The organism is Mesorhizobium sp. M0292 (genome assembly GCF_040321695.1).
Lineage (GTDB): Bacteria > Pseudomonadota > Alphaproteobacteria > Rhizobiales > Rhizobiaceae > Mesorhizobium.
Window position 1 is genome coordinate 181,881 of the sequence record NZ_JAMYSB010000006.1, and the last position, 21,705, is coordinate 203,585.

Below are 21,705 nucleotides of genomic sequence, written 5' to 3' on the forward strand. Positions count from 1 at the left end.
CAGAGTTCCGGTTGCGCGAGTCTCTCAGGCTTCAGACAGAGGGGCACGGACTGGTCGCCAGCAGCGGCCGATTGCGTGCGACTCTGGAGATGACATGACGGGCGACGACACCAAACACCTTCCTCTCGAAGATCTGCACACCGCCGCCGGCGCACGCTTTGGCGCCTTTGCGGGCTGGTCGATGCCGCTGACCTATCCGGCCGGCGTGATGAAGGAGCACCTTCACACCCGCGAACATGCCGGCCTGTTCGACATTTCGCATATGAAGCTGTTCGCTGTCAGCGGACCGGGCGCTGCGGCACTGCTCAACCGCGCCAGTCCGCTCGATGCCGGCGCGCTTGAGATTTCACAGTCCAAATATAGTTTCTTCCTCAACGAGGCCGCCGGGATCATCGACGATCTGATCGTCACCCGGCTCGGCGCCGAGCGCTTCATGGTGGTCGCCAACGCCGGGAATGCGGTCGAGGACGAGAAGCATTTGCGTGCGCTGGCCGCGGACTTCGACGTCAAAGTCGATGCGCTCGACCGCGTCTTCCTGGCGATCCAGGGGCCGGAAGCCTGGGCTGCCTTGTCCCGCGCCGGCATCGAGACCGGCTCACTCTTGTTCATGCATGGCATCGAGCCGAAGCAAAACTGGTTCATGAGCCGCTCCGGCTACACCGGCGAGGACGGCTTCGAGATCGGCCTGCCGGAGGCGGATGCGCGCGCTCTGGTCACGAAACTGCTCGAGGACGAGCGTGTGTTGTGGATCGGCCTTGCTGCCCGCGACTCGCTGCGGTTGGAGGCCGGCCTGTGCCTGCACGGCCAGGACATCACGCCGGAGATCGATCCGGCGAGTGCCGGCCTGATGTGGGCGATCCCCAAAGATCTCCGCGCCGGCGGGTCCTTCATCGGCGCCGATGCGCTGCGGTCCATCCTGGAGCGCGGGCCGTCGCAAAAGCGCGTCGGCCTGAAGCCGGACGGCCGCCAGCCGGTGCGCGCCGGCGCTGCTTTGTTCGATGCCGACGGCGATCCGGCCGGCTACGTGACATCAGGCGGCTTCGGCCCGTCGGCCGGCCATCCCGTCGCCATGGGCTATGTGTCAACGGCCTTGGCCAAGCCGGGCACGAAACTGTTCGCCGACGTTCGCGGGACGAAAATCCCGGTCGATATCAGTTCCTTGCCCTTCACTCCTCATCGCTACCGCAAAGGATAACTCCGATGGCAAAAACCTATTTCACACAAGATCACGAATGGCTGAGCGTCGAGGGAGGCATCGCCACCGTCGGGATAACCGACTATGCGCAGGAACAGCTTGGCGATCTCGTCTTCGTCGAACTGCCTCAAATCGGCACCAAACTCAGTAAGGGCGACACCGCCGTGGTCGTCGAATCCGTCAAGGCGGCATCCGATGTTTATGCGCCGGTTGATGGCGAGATCACCGACGCCAACGGCGCGCTGTCCTCGGACCCGTCGCTGGTCAACTCCGCTGCGACCGGCGACGGCTGGCTGTGGAAGATGAAGCTCGCCGACGAAGGCCAACTCGCAGGCCTCATGGATGAGGCCGCCTACAAAGCCCATATCGGTTGATATCAGGACCTATTGCCATGAGCGCAGCACTTACCCCCTTCTCGGCCCGCCACATCGGTCCTGATGTAAACGATGTCAGAGCCATGCTTGCCGTGATCGGCGTTCCCTCCGTCGAGACGCTGATCAGCCAGGCTGTGCCGCAGTCGATCCGCCTCGACCTGCCGCTGGCCCTTCCCGCGCCGGGGAGCGAAGCCGAAGCGCTGGCCGAATTGTCGGCGATCATGGCAAAAAACACGGTGCTGAAGAGCTTCATCGGCGCCGGCTATCACGGCGTCCACGTGCCGCCGGTCATCCAGCGCAACCTGTTCGAGAACCCGGCCTGGTACACCGCCTATACGCCCTACCAGGCCGAGATCAGCCAGGGCCGCCTGGAAATGCTGTTCAACTTCCAGACCCTGGTCACCGAATTGACCGGCCTGCCGGTGGCTTCGGCTTCCCTGCTCGACGAAGCGACGGCTGTGGCCGAAGCGGTCGGCATCGCGCTGCGCCATCATCGCGACAAGCGCACCAAGGTAGCGCTGGCCGGCACGCCGCATCCGCAGACGCTGGACGTCGTGCGCACCCGCGCCGAGCCGCTCGGCATCGAGATCGATGGCGAGACCATCGACGACAACACCGCCGCCCTGCTGGTCTCCTGGCCGGACACGTTTGGCGTCTATGGCGACCACAAGGCGGCGATCGAGAAGGCTCGCGCCACCGGCGCCGTGGTCGTCTTCATCGCCGATCCGCTTGCGCTCACGCTGACCGAAGCGCCGGCCAGGCTTGGCGCCGACATCGCCGTCGGCCCGATGCAGCGCTTTGGCGTGCCGATGGGCTTTGGCGGCCCGCACGCCGCCTATTGCGCCGTCTCCGACAAGCTGACCCGGCTGATGCCCGGCCGCCTCGTCGGCCAGTCGATCGACAGCAAGGGCCGTCCCGGCTATCGCCTCGCCCTGCAGACGCGCGAACAGCATATCCGCCGCGACAAGGCGACCTCCAACATCTGCACCGCGCAGGCGCTGCTTGCCAACATGGCGACCGCATACGCGATCTGGCACGGGCCTACTGGTTTGCAGGCGATCGCAGCCCGAATTCATGAGCTCGCCAACGGCCTCGCAGCAGGCCTGAAAACCGCTGGTGTTTCCGTGCTCGGCTCAAGCCGTTTCGACACGGTGACGGCCGAAGTGAAGGGCAAGGCAGCTTCGATCGCCGCTGCCGCTGAAAAAGGTGGCCGGCTGCTGCGCGTCATCGATGCCGACCGCATCAGCATCGCCTTCGACGAAACCTCGACCGAGGCGGATCTCGAGGCTATCGCCGCCCTGTTCGGCGCCAAGTCCGGCGCTACTGAGGCCGGCGCGATGCCCGGCAAGCCGCGCGGCAAGGAGTTTCTGACCCAGCCGGTTTTCCGCGAAAACCACTCCGAGACCGACATGATGCGCCTGCTGCGCAGGCTAGCCGACAAGGATTTGGCGCTCGACCGCACCATGATCCCGTTGGGCTCCTGCACCATGAAGCTCAACGCGGCGGCCGAAATGATGCCGGTCAGCTGGCCTGCTGTCGCCAACCTGCATCCCTTCGCGCCGGCCAGCCATTCGGCCGGCTATCGCGCCATGGTCGGCGAGCTGGAAGGCTGGCTGGCGGAGATCACCGGCTTCGACGCCGTCAGCCTGCAGCCCAATGCCGGCAGCCAAGGCGAATATGCCGGCCTGCTCGCCATCCGCGCCTATCACCGTTCGCGTGGCGAAGGCCATCGCACCATCTGCCTGATCCCCCAGTCCGCGCATGGCACCAATCCGGCGAGTGCGGCGATGGCCGGCATGAGCGTCGTCGTCGTGCGTTGCCTGGAGGACGGCAATATCGACATGGACGATATGCGGGCCAAGGCCAACGAGCATTCGAAGAATCTCGCAGCCCTGATGTTCACCTATCCCTCGACGCACGGCGTCTACGAGGAAGGCGCGCGCCACCTGTGCGCTCTCATTCACGAGCATGGCGGCCAGGTCTATTTCGACGGCGCCAACCTTAACGCCCTGGTTGCTTTGGCGCGGCCCGCCGATATCGGCGCCGATGTCTGCCACATGAACCTGCACAAGACCTTCTGCATCCCGCATGGCGGCGGCGGTCCGGGCGTCGGTCCGATCGGCGTCAGGGCGCATCTGAAACCCTATCTGCCGGGTCATGTCACCGAAGGTTCGGCGCATGCCGTGTCCGCTGCCCCGTTCGGCAGCGCTTCCATCCTGCCGATCACCTGGATGTACATCCGCATGATGGGCGCCGCCGGCCTGAAGCAGGCGACGGAGACGGCGATCATCTCGGCCAATTATGTGGCGACGCGGCTCGCGCCGCACTTCCCGCTTCTCTACAAGGGCAGGCACGATCGCATCGCGCATGAATGCATCCTCGACACGCGCGTCCTCAAGGAGAGCGCCGGCATCAGCGTCGATGATATCGCCAAGCGGCTGATCGACTACGGCTTTCACGCGCCGACCATGTCGTTCCCTGTCGCCGGCACGCTGATGGTCGAGCCCACAGAGTCCGAGCCCAAGCGCGAACTCGACCGGTTCTGCGAGGCGATGATTGCCATCGCCGGCGAGGCAGCGAAAGTGGCGAAGGGCGAATGGCCGCTCGAGGACAACCCGCTGGTCAATGCCCCGCACACGGCGGCCGAAACCCTTGCCGGCCAGTGGACTCACCCCTATTCGCGGCTGGAAGCGGCCTACCCCGCCGGCGATGTCGATACGGCGGCCAAATACTGGCCGCCGGTCTCGCGCATCGACAATGTCGCCGGCGACCGCAACCTCGTCTGCTCCTGCCCGCCGTTGTCGGAATATCTCGGCGCCGCCGAATAACACTCTGGCCTGTCAGGCTGAACGCAAGGCCGGTCCGTCGGCCTTGCCGTTGAGGACAAGCACGCGATTTCGCCCGTCGTTCTTGGCCGCGTAGAGCGCCCGGTCGGCCTCGGCCAGCACTTCATCCAGGCTGCTGCCGTCTTCCTTGCCAAAGCCAATGCCGCCGCTGACGCTGCTGCGCAACGGCCCGCGCGGCGTCGGCACCACTTCCGTGCCGAAGGCGACGCCGATCCTGCTGGCGAGATCGTAGGCCTTGTCTTCGGTCATCCGAGACATGACCAACGCGAACTCCTCGCCGCCCAGCCGGAAGGCGTCGACGCCAACCCTGTCATACTTCTTGATGACTGCGGCGAAACGGCAAAGCACCCGGTCGCCGACGGGATGGCCATAGATGTCGTTGGTCCGCTTGAAGTGGTCGAGGTCGAACATGGCGACCGACATGAACGGGCCGAAGACGCGCTCGCCATAAAGCGAGTTCAAAGCCCGCCGGTTCATGAGACCGGTCAACGGGTCGGTCAAGGTCTCGGCCTTCAGTTCGATCTGTGCCTGCAGATGATGCAGCGACAGCGTCAGCGCGCCGAGCGCCGTCATGCAGGCGACTGCCACGACCGAATTCAACCGCTCGGCCCAATTGTCGGGTGCGACGCCGAGCACCCACTGGCCCTTGACCAGAAGCACGGCGCCGCAGAGCCCGAAGGATACGCCGCAGACGCCGCTTAGCGCCGAAACGACCAGCAGAATGCCGCGATCCTGACTGCCCTTGATCCAGAACATCACCCCGATCGAGGCGAGCAGCACTGTTACCGTCGTATAGGTGAGGATGAAGCCGACACCATCGAAACCGAGATAGGTCACGCCGGCGCAGACAGCCATCGCAAGCATGGCCGGCAGGACAGCGCGGCTGTAATTTCGCACACCAAGATATTGCATGGCCGAAAGTGAAAGCGCCAGGAAACCGAGGCTGAGCAGCGCCAGCGCCGCCTGGCAAAGCAAGGGACTGGGCTCCCTCGTGTAGCGCCAGAAGACGATGACGTGGGCGACAAGGACGAGAATGCCGCACGCCACCGTCAGCACGAAGCGTGCACGCGGCGCCGTGAACCAGATCACAAACATGGTGACGCTCAGGCATGTGCCCGACAGCGCAGCCGCCAGCAATAGCGAACTGAAATCCAGCATGGATGAGCGGCAACCTTTGGGATCTTCGATTTGTGGCGCATCATAGGCATGCAACCGGCCGGAGATACCGTTTTCGGCCGGTTTTCAAAGCAACCTGCCGACAGGGTTTACAAAGCGTCGACTGCCGTCCCGCGAAGCTCGGCACGCGAGTGTCCCTAGTCTCAGCCCTTGTTGAGCAGCGCCAGATTGGCGTTGATCACGCTCGGGTCGGCCATGCCGGCCCTTGCTTCCATGAGCAGCGCTCTCGCCTTGTTCTTGTTGCCGCGCAGCAGCTGCGAATAGCCCATATTGTTGACAATCTGCGGCTTGCGCCCGGCAACCTTCAAAAGCTGGTCGTAGGCGCGGTCGGCGAAGTCGAAGCGGCCGAGTTCGTCATAGGAGGCGGCAAGCCCCATCCATCCCTCGGCACTGTCGGCCTTCAGTTCCACGGCCTTGCGGAAATGCTGTTCGGCAAGGCCGTAATTGGCCTCGCGGAACTGCGCCTTGCCTTGCGCAAGGTCGGAGGTGCTGACGTCTTTTGCCACCGGTTGGATCGATGTGGTCTTGGTTTTGTCGACGTTGTCGGTCGTGCAGCCGCCGACCATCAAGACGGCCGCTAGCGCGGCCATTACCGTGAAACTTCTGTGACGCATGCCCCTGGCCCCAATCGCCCGATTTACCGGGTCGTTCTCTGAGGAAGCAGACTACAACAGGGCGATTAAACTTCAGTGCGGAAACGCGCCTAAAATTTGGTTTCGGGCACAGAAGCCATTAACCAACCGAAGCCTATTCCGGCTCCAGCGCCTTGAGCCCCGCCGGAAACTGATAGCGCCTGCCGTCGTAGCGCAGCCGGTAGGTTCGTTTCATGGACCTGCCGGGATGGGACTGGCACTCGCCATTCTTGTCGACAGACGGATTGTCGGTGTCCAACCGCTCGAACACTGTGATGTCGTGATAGCCGTGATGTCTCGCCGGGCTCATCGCCAGGCTGACCCGGTTGGATTGAAAGGATCCTGCGCAATTGGTGTCGCCTTCGCCGCCAAAGCCGGCCACGATGATGCCGTCGAGCACCAGGCGCAGAGCACCGCCGTCAAGGGCATAGAGCCGCAGGTCGGTTTCACTGTAAGGATTCGGCTGCGAATGGTTTGCCATGTCGATGCGCAGGCCGAAGGCGCTGACATCGGGCGCCAATCTGTAGCGCCCGGTATCGAAGTCGATCTCGCGGATGCCGACGGCATCATCGGTCATCAGCCCGGGCTGGAGCAGGCGCTGGCGCACCTGCCGGGTCTTCCTGTCGACGACCAGAAGCTCGACATCGCCGAAATGCCCGTCGTCGCTGGATTGGGAGCTGTCGATCAGCGGCACGGCGACCAACAACAGGTCGTCATGGGCGGGCCAGATCTTGCAGACCACGCCGAATGGCGCATCGCCATCCCAAAGCGTCTGGGCGATGCTGGTATGAGGTTCGAGCGTGAAGGAGGCGCCATCGGCACTCTTTTGGGCCTTGGGATATGCCTGCTGCACCAGAGCGGCAGAGTCGCCGCAATCGTCGGCCGCGGCCGAGGCCGGCGACAGACTGGCCGCGGCGAGCCGAGGAAGGCGGTGCACAAGACTATTCGCATGGACGGCTCACTCATTTTGCTTTTTGCGGACTTTGCCGAAGGAGAGCGGCCAAACCGGCCGGATATGACATCCAGGCGAAGCGTAGTTGAAGTGAGTAACCGCAGAAAGCCGCCGGGCGGCCACTTGGTATCTACTGCCTTGGTATCTACTGAACCGCCGTCATTTTGACGATGATCGGGATGACGGCGATCATCAGCACCACCGGCAGGATGCACACCACCACCGGCACCGACATCTTGGCCGGCAAGGCATGTGCCTTCTCCTCGGCCAACGACATGCGCTTGTGGCGCATTTCGTCAGAGAACACGCGCAGCGCCCCGGCGAGGCTGGTGCCGAGTTCCTTCGACTGCTGCAAGAGCGTGGCGAAGGAGCGCACCTCGTCCAGGCTGAGGCGGTCGGCGAGCGCCTTCAATGCATCGTCGAGGCTGCGGCCGGCCCTGAGTTCCAGCGACACCAGCTGCAGATTCTGGCTCAGCGACGGATAGGTCTTGGCCAGTTCCTTCGAGACGCGCTCGATGCCGGCCTCCATGCTCATGCCGGCATCGGAGCAGACGATCATCAAATCCATGAAGTCGGGAAAGCCGTTGCGGTATTCGCGCATCTTTTCCCGCACCTTCTGGCTGAGCACCAGGCCGGGCACGAAATAGCCGGCGGCTCCCGACAGGATGATGAAGGTCCAGCGGCTGGTCGCGGTGGAATCGGCGCTGCCCATCCAATGGTTGACCAGGAACGCGCCGATCGCTGCGCCCACCAGGCAGGCGAAGCGGATCAGGAAGAATGTGCCGACCGCGCGCGGCTCCATATAGCCCGCCTGGATCAGCTTCATACGCAGCCGGGCGACATTTTCCGGATCGCTCTTGGCGTAGAATTCCTGCGCCCGCTTCACCGCCTTCTCGCGCACGACGCTCTGGTTCTTCTTCGGCGCCACCTCGGCCTGTTGGGGAGTCTTGCTGTCGTCGATCTTGAGCCGGCGCTTGAGATCGTTGCGGTCGCCTTTGGCCACCACCAGCGGCCATGCCACCGCGCTGCCGCCCAACGCCAGCAGCATCGCGGCTACCGGCATCAGCGACGTCGGCGCCAGCGAGGCAAGAAACTGGATCACCTGCTCCATCTCAGAACCGGAAGTTCGACATCTTGAACATGATGATGTTGCCCAGCATCAGCCATGTCACCGAACCGCCCAGCAGATACCAGGTCTTCGGCACATCCCAGACGCTTTGATAAAATTGCGGCATCATCACCATGATGGCGGCGAACAGCAGCGCCGGCACCGCCGTCAGGATATAGGCCGACATACGACCCTCGGTCGAAATGGCGCGCACCTTGCGGCGCAGCTTGCCGCGTTCGCGGATCGTCGTCGACAGCCCGTCGAGGATCTCGCGCAGATTGCCGCCCGAACTCGTCTGGATGGAAACCGCGGTAACGAACAGCGGCAGATCCTCCTGGCCGACGCGATCAAACAGTGAATTCAACGCCGAAACCAGGTCGGAACCATAAGTCACCTCGTCGGAGATAACGCCGAATTCGGTGCCGATCGGATCGGGCATCTCGCGCGACACCATCGAGATCGCCACCGGAACCGGATGCCCGGCCTTCAAGCCGCGCGTGATCAATTCCAGCGCCTCCGGCAACTGCACGCCGAAACGCTTCACCCGCCGGGCACGCTTGGAGCGCAGCACAATTACCGGCAGCAGCGCTGTCAGCACCACAAACAGCAAAATGGCGAGCAACAGCGGCAGGCCGTACCAGAGCGCGACGAGCATCATCGCCAGCGCCACGCCCGTCGTCATCGTCAGGAATTTCGGCAAGGGCATCACCATGCCAGACTGCGTGCGCAGCGCGCGAAAACGGTCGGGCGAGAAGGATGACGTGCCGGAATCGAGGCCGCGTTCCTTGCGCAGCTGGATCAGCACCTGTTCCTGGCTGATCTTGTTTTCCTGCAGCTTCATGCGCCGGTTGATAGCCAGGCGCTTGTCGCTGCGGCCGGCATAGAGCAGATAGCAGCCTTCGGCGATCATGATGCCGGTCAGCGCTGCCGCGGCATAGACGACATAGATCGGGCTGAAATTCTCGAACACCCGGCTTACTCCTGCGGCCGGCCGGGTTCGAAATATTTGCCGGGGAATTCAATGCCCATATTGCGCAGGTCCTCGAGGAAACGCGGGCGAATGCCGGTCGCCTCGTAGTGACCGAGGATCTTGCCGTCGGCTTCCATGCCGGTGCGCACGAAGCGGAATATCTCCTGCATCTGGATGACGTCGCCTTCCATGCCGGTCACCTCGGCGACGCTGGTCACCTTGCGCTTGCCGTCCGACAGTCGCGTCAGCTGGACGATAAGGTCGAGCGCGCTGGCGATCTGGCTGCGGATCGACTGCACCGTCATCGGCATGCCGGTCATGCCCAGCATCTGCTCGAGGCGCGAAATGGCGTCGCGCGGCGTGTTGGCGTGGATGGTCGCCATCGAGCCTTCATGGCCGGTGTTCATCGCCTGCAGCATGTCGAAGGCCTCCTCGCCGCGGCACTCGCCGAGGATGACGCGGTCAGGGCGCATGCGCAGCGCGTTCTTGACCAGGTCGCGCTGCTTCAGCTCGCCATGACCTTCGATGTTGGCGGGGCGCGTTTCCATGCGCGCGACATGCGGCTGCTGCAGCTGCAGTTCGGCCGCGTCCTCGATGGTGATCAACCGTTCGTCTTCCGGAATGAAGGCTGACAATGCGTTGAGCATCGTCGTCTTGCCGGTGCCGGTGCCGCCCGAGATGATGGTCGTCTTGCGGGCGTGGACTGCAGCCGCCAGCACCTCGGCCATGTTCTGGGTGATGGCGCCGAACTCGACCAGCTTGTGCAGGCCGAGCTTGTTCTTTGAAAACTTGCGGATCGACACCAGCGGCCCGTCGACGGCGACCGGGCGAATGGCGGCGTTGAAGCGCGAGCCGTCGAGCATGCGGGCATCGACCATCGGTTGCGATTCGTCGACCCGGCGGCCGACGGCGGCGACGATCTTGTTGACGATGCGCAACAGGTGCGCCTCGTCCTTGAACGGGATATGGACCTGCTGCAGCTTGCCCCGCTTTTCGACGAAGCAGTTCTGGTGGCCGTTGATCAGGATATCGTTGATGTCGGGATCCTTGAGCAGCGGTTCCAGCGGCCCGAGGCCGACCATCTCATCGACGATGTCGTCGACCAGTGCTTCAAGTTCGACGGTGTTGATCGCCATACGCTCCTGGCGGGTCTTTTCCGACACGAACTCCTGCACCTGCCGGCGCATCTCATCCTTGGGCAGGCGCTCCAGCGCGACCAGGTTGATTTCCTCGAGCAGCAGCCGGTGGATGCGCACGCGGGCATCGAGCACCTTGTTGGCGCTTTTTCCCGGTGTTGTCTCCGGCTTCGGCGGCAAGGCCTTGCGGTTCGTCGGGATGACCACGGCGTGATGCGCGACCGGCGCCGCCTCGGCCGGCTTCAGCGCGCGGACGTCACGGTTCTGCAGGGTCGAGAAGCGGCTGGTCATCCGGCTTTCCTCTTCAGGAGGCCCCTGCCGATGCCGAACAGCGAGCGCGATTTCTCCGGCGTCACCACGGCTTCTTCCGGCAGGATGATCCTCTTCAGATCGTTGACGACGTTGGCGTTCGGGTCGATCTCATGCAGCGGCACGCCGCGGTCGACCGCTTCACGCACAAGCCGGTAATTGTTGGAGATGCCGCCGACGAAATGCTCGCCCAGGATTTCCTGGACATCCGCCTGCTTGATGCCGTTGTCGAACATCTTCTGCTCGAAACGATTGACGATGACGTTCGGCTTCACTTCCTTGCCGGCCGTCTCGTAGACCGCCTGGATCAGCCGCTGCGTGTGGCGCAGGCATGGCACCGTCATTTCGGCGACGATGTAGAGCTTGTTGGAGCCGAGCAGCACCGTCTCCGTCCACGGAAACCAGGTGCGCGGCATGTCGATGACGACGTTATCGAAATAGGCCGAGACGAGATCGAGCATGCGCACCACGACATCGGTCTTGAACGAGCGCATTTCCGACGGATGCGTTGGCGCCGCCAGCACGCAGAGCCCGCTCGCATGCTTGGACAGCATCACATCCAGCAGCTGACGGTCGAGGCGCTCGGGCTGGTTCTCGATTTCGGTGATGTCGAAGCGCGGCTCGAGGTCGAGATATTCGGCGCAGGCGCCTTGCTGGAAATTGAGGTCGACCACGCAGGTCGACGCGCCGCGCGTCACCGAATGATGCAGCTGGAAGGCGGTCTGCAGCGCCAGCGTCGTGGTGCCGACGCCGCCGGCGGCCGGCATGAAGGTATAGATCTGCGACTCGGTGTTTTCCTCGCGCCCCGGCCCTTGCAGCGCGCGCACGACCGACCGCACCAGATCGGCGGTGGTGATCGGCTTGACCAGGAAATCGGCGACCTGGAGCTGCACCAGGATACGCACTGCGGCTGCGTTGAATTCCTGGGTGACGACGACCACCGGAACGCGGCCTTCAAGCCGGCGCATGATGCGCTGCAGCGACTCGATCTCTTCCAGCTTTGCCGCATCCATGTCGACGATGAGCGCGCCGAAATCGGCTTCCTGGACCTCGCCGCGCAGTTCGGTAATGTTCTTCTCGACGGTCGAAAGCTGGATCACCTCCGAGGCCGCGAACGCGGTGCGCGTATCCTGCGCAAAGGTCCGGTCGCTGGACACCAGCAGGATCTTCTTGGTCTTGATGCCGCTTGCCATTTTGTCAGCCTGTCAGGTCATTCCCGGTCAAATCACCGGGGCAAATCAATCGGTTGTCGCTGTCGGTTGCACGGCCTTGGCAGCAGCAGCCTGGTCGGCGGCGTTGACTGCCGCCTCACTGCGCTGCGCCGGCACCAGCAGCCTGGTGTTCTGGACGCCGTATTTCCAGGGATCGACCATCTGCATGGCCGTATTGGCGGCCTGTGCGTTGCCGGCGGCAATCGTCGGTCCCTCGGAGCGGACATAGTCGTCGCTGGTGCAGCCGCCGGCGAGGCCGGCGATCAGCAGGGCGATGCATGATTCCACGCGCATGGCTTCAATCCTTCGGCAGGTCGAGGAAATGCCCGACGGTGGTGACCGCGGCCGGCTGTGGCGTACTGCCGCTGGCCATTGCCACTGCACGATTGGCTTCGGACGATTTCACTTCCTCGGTGTTGTTGAGGAAATAGTCGACATTGCTGGCCGGCTGCGTGCCGTCGGTCGGCTCGAGCAGCTTCTTCGACGGATCGACCGGCTTGACCAGATAGGGGGTGACGATGATCACCAGATCGGTCTCGCGCCGCTGATAGGATTTGGAGGAGAACAGCGAGCCGAGCACCGGCAGCTTGCCGAGGCCGGGTAGACGCGATGTGGTAATGTCGTTCTGTGACTGCAGCAGGCCGGCGATCATGAAGCTCTGGCCATTCTTCAGGTCGACGGATGTTTTGGCGCGGCGCACGATAAAGCCCGGGACCGAGATATTGCCGATATTGTAGGAGGCCGAAGCGTCGATCGAGGACACTTCCGGCGCGATGTCGAGGCTCACCAGCCCGTCCTTGAGAACCGTCGGCGTGAAGTCGAGGCTGACGCCGTATTTCTTGTAGCTGACGGAAATCTTGCCATTGTCCTCGGAGACCGGGATCGGGAACTCGCCGCCGGCGAGGAAGCTTGCCGTCTGGCCCGAGCGGGCGATCAGGTTCGGCTCGGCCAGCCGCCTGGCGAGACCACGTTCCTCCAGCGCCTTGATGGCGACGTCGATCGACAGGCCGTTGGACAGCAGCCGGCCGATGATCTCGCCATTGCCGGCTCCCGGCACCGTGCCAGGATCGAGGGTGACGTCGCGCCCGCCAATGCCGTAAGCGAAATTGGCGCTGTATTTGGCGCCGAGATCCTGTCCGGCCTGGCGATTGATCTCGACGAAGCGGACGTTGAGCTGAACCTGCTGCGAGGACGAGATGTTGACCGAATTGATCACTTCTTCATTGCCGGAGAAGCGGCTGGCGATCTTGCTTGCCTTCTCGGCGGCGACCGCGTCATCGGCCTCGCCCGACAGCACGACGCGGCCATTGGCCGAGCCGACCTTGATCTTGGCGTCCGGCACGCTGGCGCGAATGGTGCTGGCCAGCTGGTCGGTGTCCAGCGTCACCTCGATGTCGACGGTGCCGACCAACTGCTTGTTCTCGTCGAACAGCGCGATGCCGGTGGTGCCGAGATTGTTGCCCAGCACATAGAAGGATTTGTCGGTCAGCGGATTGACGTTGGCGATCTCCGGATCGCCGATGACGATCTGGTAGAAGGCGGCATTGGTCATGACCGTCTTCGGCTTGCCCTTGGCTACCTTGATCGACGCATTCGTTGTGGACGAGACATGGACGATATCGTTGTCGGCCTTGGCTGGCGCACTGAGGCCGAGCATTGCGGCCGCGGCCAGGCAAGCCCCCACCGCAAGCGCCCGCATTGGGCGCAGCCCTTTCGTAGTTCGAAATGCATGAAGTCCCGACATCTGTCCCGTCCCTCGCCCGGTCCCCACCGGCAGTTATTGCTGGTCCCGCGCAGGAACCTGGTATTCTTCGACCTGCGTGCCGCGCGTCACGATGATCGTCTTGAATTTCGGCTTCTCAGGCTCCTTGGTCGCGGCAGTGAACAGCGCGCCGGCAGCGGCCTGGACGCCGGAGGCGACCGATCCGCCGAAGGACGAGATGGTGGTGACGCCGTCCTTGGCGGCCCCTCCGTCTGCGGCCGAGCGGAGCGACAGCGACAAGGTGCCGACGGTGCGGGCAAGCGCCACTTTCTGCGCGCCTTCGGTCGTCACCTCGATGGTGACGGAATTGGCGATCTGCGGTGTGGTCTGGCGCTCGTCGGCGCCCTGCCCCACGGTCAGCACCTTGGCGTCGGAGACGACGATCTCGGAGGTAACGGTCGATCCGGCAGCGCCCTGCGCGTTCTTGGCCACTTCCTGGATTTCGCCCGCATCGCGTGTCAGCACCACGTCGACCCGGTCGCCCGGCATGACGAAGCCGCCGACACCGGCGATCTCGTCGGTGCGGATTGTCACCGCCCGCATGCCGGGCGTCATCATGTTGGATAGCGTCGCGCGGCCGTTCGGCCCCGACAATTTGCTGATCAGCACCGGCTCGTTGATCTCGATCGGCGACAATACCACGCGGCTGCCTTCGGCGAGCAATGCATTGACTGTGGTGAACGCGCCCTGCGGCACCGAATCCTCGGACCATGGGATTTCGCTGAGCTGCGCCCGGTCAAGCTCCATGCCGTAACGCAACGGCGCGTTGGCCACCACGATGGTCTTGAAGACGACCTTGGGGACGGCGGGCGCCGGGATCGACGCCGTTTTCTCTTCGGCATCGGCCTTGGCCTGGCTTTTCACCCAGAAATCCGCGGCAAAGATTGAAATCGCGCCGAAGACGGCAGCGATGCCAATCATCGTTATGGCCTTGCCCCTCACAACCAACCCCTGACATTCGTGGTCTTTTGTTTTGTTGAGGCGACGCTAGGCCGCTTTGTTAAAGATTCAGGAATCGCGCCCGCTCCGCAGGGACCTATTTCCGCCAGCTTGGTTATCGAAAGGTTTTAGGATAAGAAGGGTTTAATCCCCGAACGTAACAGGAACTTCCGTCGCTTGGCGCCGAAAAGCGTGGCAGTATCGACGGGTGATTCGCGGCACCGGATTCTATGGCAGGCATGGACGACAACAACGATCTTTTCGGCAATCTGGAAAAGCAGCCCCAACCGGCTCGGACACCGGAGCGCCCGGCCGACCCGCTGGTGCAGGCCACGAAGCGTCCTGCCGCGACCAAGGACGGCAGCGAGGGCTATAGCGCCGCCGACATCGAGGTGCTGGAGGGGCTGGAGCCGGTGCGGCGCCGTCCCGGCATGTATATTGGCGGCACCGACGACAAGGCGATGCACCATCTGTTTGCCGAGGTCATCGATAATTCGATGGACGAGGCGGTCGCCGGCCATGCCACCTTCATCGATGTCGAGCTGTCGGCCGACGGGTTTCTGACCGTTACCGACAATGGCCGCGGCATTCCGGTCGATCCGCATCCGAAATTCAAGAAGCCGGCGCTCGAAGTCATCATGACGACGCTGCATTCGGGCGGCAAGTTCGATAGCAAGGTCTATGAGACCTCCGGCGGTCTGCACGGTGTCGGCGTCTCGGTCGTAAATGCGCTGTCGGACCATCTCGAAGTCGAAGTCGCGCGCGGTCGCCAGCTTTACCGCCAAAGGTTCTCGCGCGGCGTTCCGGTGAGCGGGCTGGAGCAGCTCGGCGAAGTGCACAACCGGCGCGGCACCAAAATCCGCTTCCATCCCGACGAGCAGATTTTCGGCAAGGGCGCCGCCTTCGAGCCGGCGCGGCTCTATCGCATGACCCGCTCGAAAGCCTATCTGTTCGGCGGCGTCGAGATCCGCTGGAGCTGCGACCCATCGCTGATCAAGGAAAAGGACCAGACGCCCGCCAAGGCGGAGTTCCATTTCCCCGGCGGCTTGAAGGACTATCTCAAGGCATCGCTTGGCGACGACTTCCAGGTGACCCGCGAGATCTTCGCCGGCAAGAGCGAAAAACAGGGCGGCCACGGCTCGCTGGAATGGGCGGTGACCTGGTTCGGCGGTGACGGCTTCGTCAACTCCTACTGCAACACCATCCCGACCGGCGAAGGCGGCACGCATGAGGCCGGCTTTCGCAATGTGCTGACGCGCGGGCTTCGGGCCTATGCCGACTTGGTCGGCAACAAGCGCGCCTCGATCGTCACCTCCGAAGACGTTATGATCTCGGCGGCCGGCATGCTGTCGGTTTTCATCCGCGAGCCGGAATTCGTCGGCCAGACCAAGGACAGGCTGGCAACGATCGAAGCCATTCGCATTGTCGAGACCGCCATCCGCGATCCCTTCGACCACTGGCTGGCCGACAATCCGCAGGAAGCCTCCAAGCTGCTGGAATGGGTGATTGCGCGCGCCGACGAGCGGGTGCGCCGGCGCCAGGAAAAGGAAGTGTCGCGCAAGAGCGCGGTGCGCAAGCTGCGCCTTCCCGGCAAGCTCGCCGACTGCACGCAGAACGCCGCCGCGGGCGCCGAACTGTTCATCGTCGAAGGCGACTCGGCCGGCGGCTCGGCCAAGCAGGCGCGCGACCGTGCGAGCCAGGCGGTGCTGCCGCTGCGCGGAAAAATCCTCAACGTCGCCAGCGCCGGCAACGACAAGCTCGCCGCCAACCAGCAGATATCGGACCTGATTCAGGCGCTCGGTTGCGGCACGCGCTCGAAATACCGCGACGAGGATTTGCGCTACGACCGCGTGATCATCATGACCGACGCCGACGTCGACGGCGCTCACATAGCCTCGCTGCTGATCACCTTCTTCTACCAGGAAATGCCGAACCTGGTGAATGGCGGCCATCTCTATCTGGCGGTGCCGCCGCTCTATTCGATCCGGCAAGGCGGCAAGGTTGCCTATGCCAGGGACGATGCGCACAAGGACGAGCTGTTGCGCACCGAATTCACCGGCCGCGCCAAGGTCGAGATCGGCCGCTTCAAGGGCCTGGGCGAGATGATGGCCGCGCAGCTCAAGGAAACCACCATGGACCCGAGGAAGCGCACGCTGCTCAGGGTCGATGTTATCGACGCCGTGGCCGCGACCAAGGATGCTGTCGACGCGCTGATGGGCACCAAGCCGGAAGCCCGCTTCCGCTTCATCCAGGAACGCGCCGAATTCGCCGCGACGGAAGTGCTGGATATCTGAGCGCCGGCCAACTCTTCGTTTTGACGCAGCTCCGGGCGGAAAACCGTTTCACACTTTTCCTGGAACTGCTCTAGCCTGCGCTTCCGATACGGAGACCAGCTTGTGATCTGGGCGCGGCTGAAGAGCTACTTCGAAACTAGTTTGGCGGGCCTGACGCAGCCGACGCGCTCGGATTGGATTTTCGCCCTGCGCACGGTTTCGGCCGGTCTGATCGCGCTTCTCGCTGCTTACGCGCTAAAACTCGACCACCCGCAATGGGCGATGATGACGGTCTTCATCGTCGCCCAGCCGGTCGCCGGCATGGTGCTGGCGAAAGGTTTTTACCGGCTGCTCGGCACGCTGGCCGGTGGACTTGCGGCGATCGGCATCACCTCGGTTTTCGGCACCAATCCCTGGCTGCTGGTCACGGCGCTGTCCGTCTGGATTGGGCTGTGCACGCTGGTTTCGTCGCTGCTGCGCAATCCGGAAGCCTATGGCGCCGCACTTGCCGGCTATACCGCGATGATCATTGGGCTGCCGGCTTTCGGCCAGCCGCATGTGATCGTCGATCTCGCTGTCGCGCGCTGCGCCGAGATCGTGCTCGGCATCGTCTGCGCCGGCCTGACCAGCCGGCTGATCCTGCCCAAGCTGGCCGCTGACGCCATCATCTCCAGGCTGAAGCGCAGCATCCTCGACCTTGCAACCTATGCGGGCGGCGCTTTTTCCGGCGGCGACCCGGCGAGACTGGCCGGCCTGCACGGCAAGCTGATCACGGACGCCCAGATGCTGGCCGAGATGCGCACCTATGCCCGGCTCGAAGCCCCGAGCTTCGCCACCCGCGCCCATCCGGTCCGCCTAACCATCGGTCAGCTTCTGTCGGCGCTGTCGGCGGCACGCGCGCTGCATTCTCACGCCGCGCCGAAAAACGCAGCGCTCATTCCGGAGCGCTCGGAACTGCAGTCGCTGGTCAGCGAACTGGCAGCCACGCCCGAGGCGCTGGAGGACACGTCGCCCTGGGTGACGCGGCTCGACGCGATTGCCGGCAAGGCCCGGCAAATGCCCGACGCCTCGACCGATCAGGGCGACGACAGGGTCGGCACCATCACGCGCCTCACCATCGCCGCCGATTTCGCCGAAGCCTTCAAGCAGGTGCTGCGCGGCCTCGACGCCCTGCGCGCACCGGTGACGCGCCCGAGCCGGAGCAACATGCAGCTGCCTGCGCTGGTGGTGCATCGCGATTATCCCGGGGCTTCGCGCAATGCCATACGCGCCGCCCTTGCCACGCTGGCGGTCGCCGCCTTCTGGCTGACGACGAAATGGTCCGACGCGGCCGGCACCGTTATCCTCGTTGCGGTCGTCTCCAGTCTTTTCGCCGCGCGGCCTGACCCGGTGCGGGTGTCCTGGGGCTTCTTCAAGGGTACGCTGCTGGCTTTGCCCTTTGCCTTCCTTGTTGGCCAGGTCGCGCTGCCTGCTTTGCCCGGCTTCGGCTGGTTCACGCTGTTTGTCGTGCCGATCCTGGTACCGACGGCGCTGGGCATGGCCAATCCGCGCACCGTCGGCGTGGCGACGGCCTTTGCAATCAATTTCCTCGCCTTCCTCAGCCCGCATCAGGCGATGACCTATGCCCCAGGCCCGTTCTTCGCCGGCTCGGCGTCGGTGCTGGTCGGCATCCTGCTGGCTATCTGCGTCTTCATCGTGGTGCTGCCGGTGGATCCATGGCGCGCGGCCAACCGCATCGTGCGCGCCATGCGCGAGGATCTGGCGCGGCTGTGCCTGCATGAGCGGGTGCCGCGGCGTTCGGCCTTCGAGAGTCTGGCCTATGACCGCATCAACCAGCTGATGCCGCTCTTGCAAAATGCCGGCAGGAAAGGCGATGCGATCCTGGGCGGCGGGGTCGCCGCCGTTACCGTCGGCCTCGAAATCCTGCGCCTGCGCGCCGCGCAGCAGAGGCCGTCCACTCCTACCGACACCGCACTCTCGATCGCCAATTTCCTGCGCGGCCTCGCGCGTGAACTGCTCTTTCGCGCAACCGGCGATCCACAGACAGCAACTGTCACTGTGGCCCGGCAATATGCAGCCAGCCTTTCAGAGCGCAGCGGCGGTGCGGATATGCTGCAGATCGCAGCCTCGCTGCGCATCATCGCCGCCGCGATCGAGGATTTCCCGGATTTCTTCGCCAAGGACCGAGTTTAGGGCGTCAGGCCGCGGCTATCGCCAGCGCATGCCCGCGCGCGTTTTCCCGCAGCGCGTCGAGGTGGATCGACTTGACCAGGCCGGCGAGATCGCCCTCGGTGGCCGGACCGCCAAGCTCCTTCAGCATCAGCCAGCTGACCTCCTGCACGCCGGCGAGGCGCTTGCCGTTGGCGACCTCGCGCCAGATTTTGAGCGCGCGCAGGATGATGCCATGGGTGGAAGCGGCAAGGCCGGCGCTGCGGAAGAGCGCCTGCAACGCAACGTCCTGGCCGCCTGCGAGCAAGGCCCGCACCCGCTGCTCCGACTGCTGGCTGAGCGCAACCAGGGCCGAGCCGAAAAAGTCGACCTTGCCGTGGGCAATGGCACGGATGATGAAACTTGCGGTCAGGTCGCCGCGCAGGCGCAGATGTTCGATAAGTGCCGCATGTTCCTCAGTGCGCGTGCCTTCGACCAGCCGCACCGAAGCCTTGACGCAAGCATCGCGCGTGACCCGCTCGGCTCTGGCCGCCCCCATCAGCGCCATCACCAGCGGCGAAGCCTTCAGCGTTTCGCCGAGCTTGACCAGCAGCATGTGCCGGCAGTCGGCCGGCAGCCGCACATCCGTGACCATTGCCTCGCGCAAATGAGCGATATGGCCATGCCGCTCGGCCATGCGGCGGAAGCTGAGCGACGCGATATCGGCGCCGTCATTGGCGAGCAGCGCCGCACACGCTTCCGGTTCGCCGATCTCGGCGATCGCCGCGGCAACCGCCATCGAAACGACCGGCCGGTCGGCGATCAGTTTTTGCGTCGCCTTGTGCCCGGCCGCGACGCGGTCGATCAGGTCGGCGTCCGTCAGCAGCGGGGAGCGCGCCAGCACCAGGGCTGCCACTTCCGGCTGATCGGAGGCAAGCGCGCTGATGATCTGCAGCGGCGCGTGATGGCTCATCGACAGCGCTTCGGCCATAGCCAGCCGCACCTTCGACGAGGCGTCGTCGAGCAGCAGCGTCAGCGCCGCTTCGGCCGCGCAACGGTCTTCGAAAGGCAGGTCGGAATTGACGTAGGCGCGGGCCAGCGCGCTCGCCGCCGCGGCGCGCTCCGAAACTCTCGCGGTGTAGATCCATTTGAGAAAATGCGAGACAACCATACTGCCTGCTACGCCCCTTGCCGGAAAGCTTCCGGCCCCAGGAATGACCCTAGGCAGAAATGGTTTACGAACGGTTCACCATGTTTATTAACTGGCTTGCGGGTGGCATGGGCAGCGCCTATCAACCGTCAGGCAGCGGAGGAGAAAAACGATGCCCGGGCTTTATCTCGAAGAGTTCGTCGTCGGACATGTCTTTCGGCACACGCTGCGCAAGACCGTCACCGAAAGCGATAACATGCTGTTCTCGGTGATGACGCTGAACCCGCAGCCGCTGCACATCGACTTCGACTTCGCCGCCAAGAGCGAATGGGGCAGACCGCTGGTCAATTCGCTGTTCACGCTCGGCCTGATGATCGGCATTTCCGTCAATGACATCACCGTCGGCACCACAATTGCCAATCTCGGCATGAAGGAGACGGTGTTTCCGCACCCGGTCTTCCACGGCGACACCATCCGTGTCGAAACGACGGTGCTCTCAGTCAGGGACTCGAAATCGAAGCCGGACCGCGGCATCGTCGAGTTCGAGCATCACGCCTACAATCAGAACGATGTGCTCGTTGCCAAATGCACGCGCCAGGCGATGATGATGAAAAAGGCGGCCTGATGCGCTCGCTGCTGTTTGTGCCCGGGGATTCCAAAAAGAAACTGGAGAAGGGTTTTGGCGCCGGCGCCGACGTGGTCATCGTCGACCTTGAGGATTCCGTGGCGCCACAAAACAAGCCGTCGGCACGCGACATCGCAGCACGCTTTATTGCCGGCAACAGGCAGCAGACAAGCTCCGCCATCTATATCAGAGTCAACGACCTATCGACCGGGTTGACCGACGATGATCTGGCCGTCCTGGTTCCGGTCAAACCCGACGGCATCATGCTGCCGAAGTCGAACAGCGGCCAGGATGTCCAGCAGCTATCCGTAAAGCTCCGCGTACATGAGGCCGAAAACGGATTGCCGGATGGCGCGATCAAGATCCTGCCGATCATTACCGAGACCGCTGCTGGGTTGCTGGCCGCCGCGACCTATGCCGGGGCAAGCGCCAGGCTTGCCGGCCTCACCTGGGGTGCCGAAGATCTGTCGGCGGCGATCGGCGCGCAGGCTGCGCGCGACGACAACGGCCGCTACACCGATGTCTTCCGCCTTGCCCGCACCATGACCATCCTTGCCGCCGGCGCAGCTGAAGTCGCGGCGATCGACACGGTTTTCCCCGCCTTTCGCGACATGGCCGCCTTCGAAGCCGAATGCACGGAGGCCGAGCGTGACGGCTTTACCGGCAAGATGGCGATCCATCCGGCGCAAGTGCCGGTCATCAACGCCGCCTTCACGCCATCGGCGGAGGCAGTGCAACGCTCGCAGGCCATCGTCGCGGCCTTCGAGGCGGCCGGAAATCCCGGCGTGGTCGGCATTGACGGCAAGATGTATGACCGGCCGCATCTCAGGCTCGCCGAACGGCTTCTGGCTCGCGCCAAGGCAGTCGGGGTTTAGTCCCGCGCCAGCACGATGACCCGG

At 63.9% G+C, this 21,705-nt stretch carries 18 protein-coding genes; 7 read left to right on the plus strand and 11 right to left on the minus strand.

Annotated elements, in window-relative coordinates:
* Positions 1 to 94: 94 nt before the first annotated feature.
* The 3 genes from gcvT to gcvP are packed head-to-tail and all read left to right on the plus strand — an operon-like array spanning position 95 to position 4,397.
* Positions 95 to 1,195 (plus strand): glycine cleavage system aminomethyltransferase GcvT, encoded by a 1,101-nt coding sequence (gene gcvT, locus NKI96_RS12020; RefSeq protein WP_023691145.1) that lies wholly within the window; start codon positions 95 to 97, stop codon positions 1,193 to 1,195.
* 5 nt (positions 1,196 to 1,200) lie between these two features.
* Positions 1,201 to 1,569 carry a glycine cleavage system protein GcvH gene (gene gcvH / locus NKI96_RS12025; RefSeq protein ID WP_023688297.1) on the plus strand — a complete coding sequence of 123 codons (369 nt, stop codon included), beginning with the start codon at positions 1,201 to 1,203 and terminating at the stop codon, positions 1,567 to 1,569.
* Between the two features lie 17 nt (positions 1,570 to 1,586).
* On the plus strand, positions 1,587 to 4,397 hold the full coding sequence (gcvP, locus tag NKI96_RS12030) for an aminomethyl-transferring glycine dehydrogenase (RefSeq protein ID WP_352804553.1): 2,811 nt from the start codon (positions 1,587 to 1,589) through the stop codon (positions 4,395 to 4,397).
* Between the two features lie 12 nt (positions 4,398 to 4,409).
* Here the strand turns inward: gcvP and NKI96_RS12035 are convergent, their stop codons facing one another.
* The 10 genes from NKI96_RS12035 to cpaB all read right to left on the minus strand — a co-directional run bounded on the left by NKI96_RS12035 (position 4,410) and on the right by cpaB (position 14,592).
* Positions 4,410 to 5,573, minus strand: a complete 1,164-nt coding sequence (locus tag NKI96_RS12035) for a GGDEF domain-containing protein (protein WP_023704532.1) — start codon at positions 5,571 to 5,573, stop codon at positions 4,410 to 4,412.
* Between the two features lie 161 nt (positions 5,574 to 5,734).
* Positions 5,735 to 6,181 carry a hypothetical protein gene (locus tag NKI96_RS12040; RefSeq protein WP_245261158.1) on the minus strand — a complete coding sequence of 149 codons (447 nt, stop codon included), beginning with the start codon at positions 6,179 to 6,181 and terminating at the stop codon, positions 5,735 to 5,737.
* Positions 6,182 to 6,338: 157 nt separating this feature from the next.
* Positions 6,339 to 7,160, minus strand: a complete 822-nt coding sequence (locus NKI96_RS12045; RefSeq protein WP_352804555.1) for a PA3715 family protein — start codon at positions 7,158 to 7,160, stop codon at positions 6,339 to 6,341.
* A gap of 160 nt (positions 7,161 to 7,320) precedes the next feature.
* Positions 7,321 to 8,286: a type II secretion system F family protein gene (locus tag NKI96_RS12050; protein WP_023725707.1), complete on the minus strand. Its 966-nt coding sequence runs from the start codon at positions 8,284 to 8,286 to the stop codon at positions 7,321 to 7,323.
* A gap of 1 nt (position 8,287) precedes the next feature.
* A complete protein-coding gene (locus NKI96_RS12055) occupies positions 8,288 to 9,253 on the minus strand; it encodes a type II secretion system F family protein (RefSeq protein WP_023667599.1) in 966 nt (321 codons plus the stop codon).
* A 5-nt stretch (positions 9,254 to 9,258) separates the two neighbouring features.
* On the minus strand, positions 9,259 to 10,680 hold the full coding sequence (locus NKI96_RS12060; RefSeq protein ID WP_023667600.1) for a TadA family conjugal transfer-associated ATPase: 1,422 nt from the start codon (positions 10,678 to 10,680) through the stop codon (positions 9,259 to 9,261).
* Positions 10,677 to 11,891 carry a CpaE/TadZ family protein gene (locus tag NKI96_RS12065; protein WP_023667601.1) on the minus strand — a complete coding sequence of 405 codons (1,215 nt, stop codon included), beginning with the start codon at positions 11,889 to 11,891 and terminating at the stop codon, positions 10,677 to 10,679. Before NKI96_RS12065 ends, NKI96_RS12060 begins: the two co-directional genes overlap by 4 nt.
* A gap of 45 nt (positions 11,892 to 11,936) precedes the next feature.
* Positions 11,937 to 12,203: a hypothetical protein gene (locus NKI96_RS12070; RefSeq protein WP_023667602.1), complete on the minus strand. Its 267-nt coding sequence runs from the start codon at positions 12,201 to 12,203 to the stop codon at positions 11,937 to 11,939.
* A gap of 4 nt (positions 12,204 to 12,207) precedes the next feature.
* The gene (locus tag NKI96_RS12075; protein ID WP_031262407.1) at positions 12,208 to 13,608 is read right to left on the minus strand and encodes a type II and III secretion system protein family protein; all 1,401 of its coding nucleotides are present in this window, start codon (positions 13,606 to 13,608) and stop codon (positions 12,208 to 12,210) included.
* A 78-nt stretch (positions 13,609 to 13,686) separates the two neighbouring features.
* Entirely contained in the window at positions 13,687 to 14,592 is a 906-nt protein-coding gene (cpaB, locus tag NKI96_RS12080; RefSeq protein ID WP_023681601.1) for a Flp pilus assembly protein CpaB, read from the minus strand.
* Between the two features lie 257 nt (positions 14,593 to 14,849).
* Here cpaB and parE point away from each other — a divergent pair, with 257 nt between their 5' ends.
* Together parE and NKI96_RS12090 are read left to right on the plus strand one after the other, a co-directional pair.
* Positions 14,850 to 16,904, plus strand: coding sequence for a DNA topoisomerase IV subunit B (gene parE / locus NKI96_RS12085; RefSeq protein ID WP_023744803.1), 2,055 nt, complete (start codon positions 14,850 to 14,852; stop codon positions 16,902 to 16,904).
* Between the two features lie 102 nt (positions 16,905 to 17,006).
* A complete protein-coding gene (locus tag NKI96_RS12090; RefSeq protein WP_352804559.1) occupies positions 17,007 to 19,076 on the plus strand; it encodes an FUSC family protein in 2,070 nt (689 codons plus the stop codon).
* Between the two features lie 4 nt (positions 19,077 to 19,080).
* Here the strand turns inward: NKI96_RS12090 and NKI96_RS12095 are convergent, their stop codons facing one another.
* Positions 19,081 to 20,202, minus strand: coding sequence for a DUF2336 domain-containing protein (locus NKI96_RS12095; protein WP_352804561.1), 1,122 nt, complete (start codon positions 20,200 to 20,202; stop codon positions 19,081 to 19,083).
* Between the two features lie 91 nt (positions 20,203 to 20,293).
* On the opposite strand from NKI96_RS12095, the gene NKI96_RS12100 reads away from it, so the two are divergent.
* Both NKI96_RS12100 and NKI96_RS12105 read left to right on the plus strand, forming a co-directional pair.
* Complete coding sequence (locus tag NKI96_RS12100) at positions 20,294 to 20,806, plus strand: MaoC family dehydratase (RefSeq protein ID WP_444848965.1); 513 nt, start codon at positions 20,294 to 20,296, stop codon at positions 20,804 to 20,806.
* Positions 20,806 to 21,681 carry an HpcH/HpaI aldolase/citrate lyase family protein gene (locus NKI96_RS12105; RefSeq protein WP_023691140.1) on the plus strand — a complete coding sequence of 292 codons (876 nt, stop codon included), beginning with the start codon at positions 20,806 to 20,808 and terminating at the stop codon, positions 21,679 to 21,681. Before NKI96_RS12100 ends, NKI96_RS12105 begins: the two co-directional genes overlap by 1 nt.
* Positions 21,682 to 21,705: the final 24 nt, after the last annotated feature.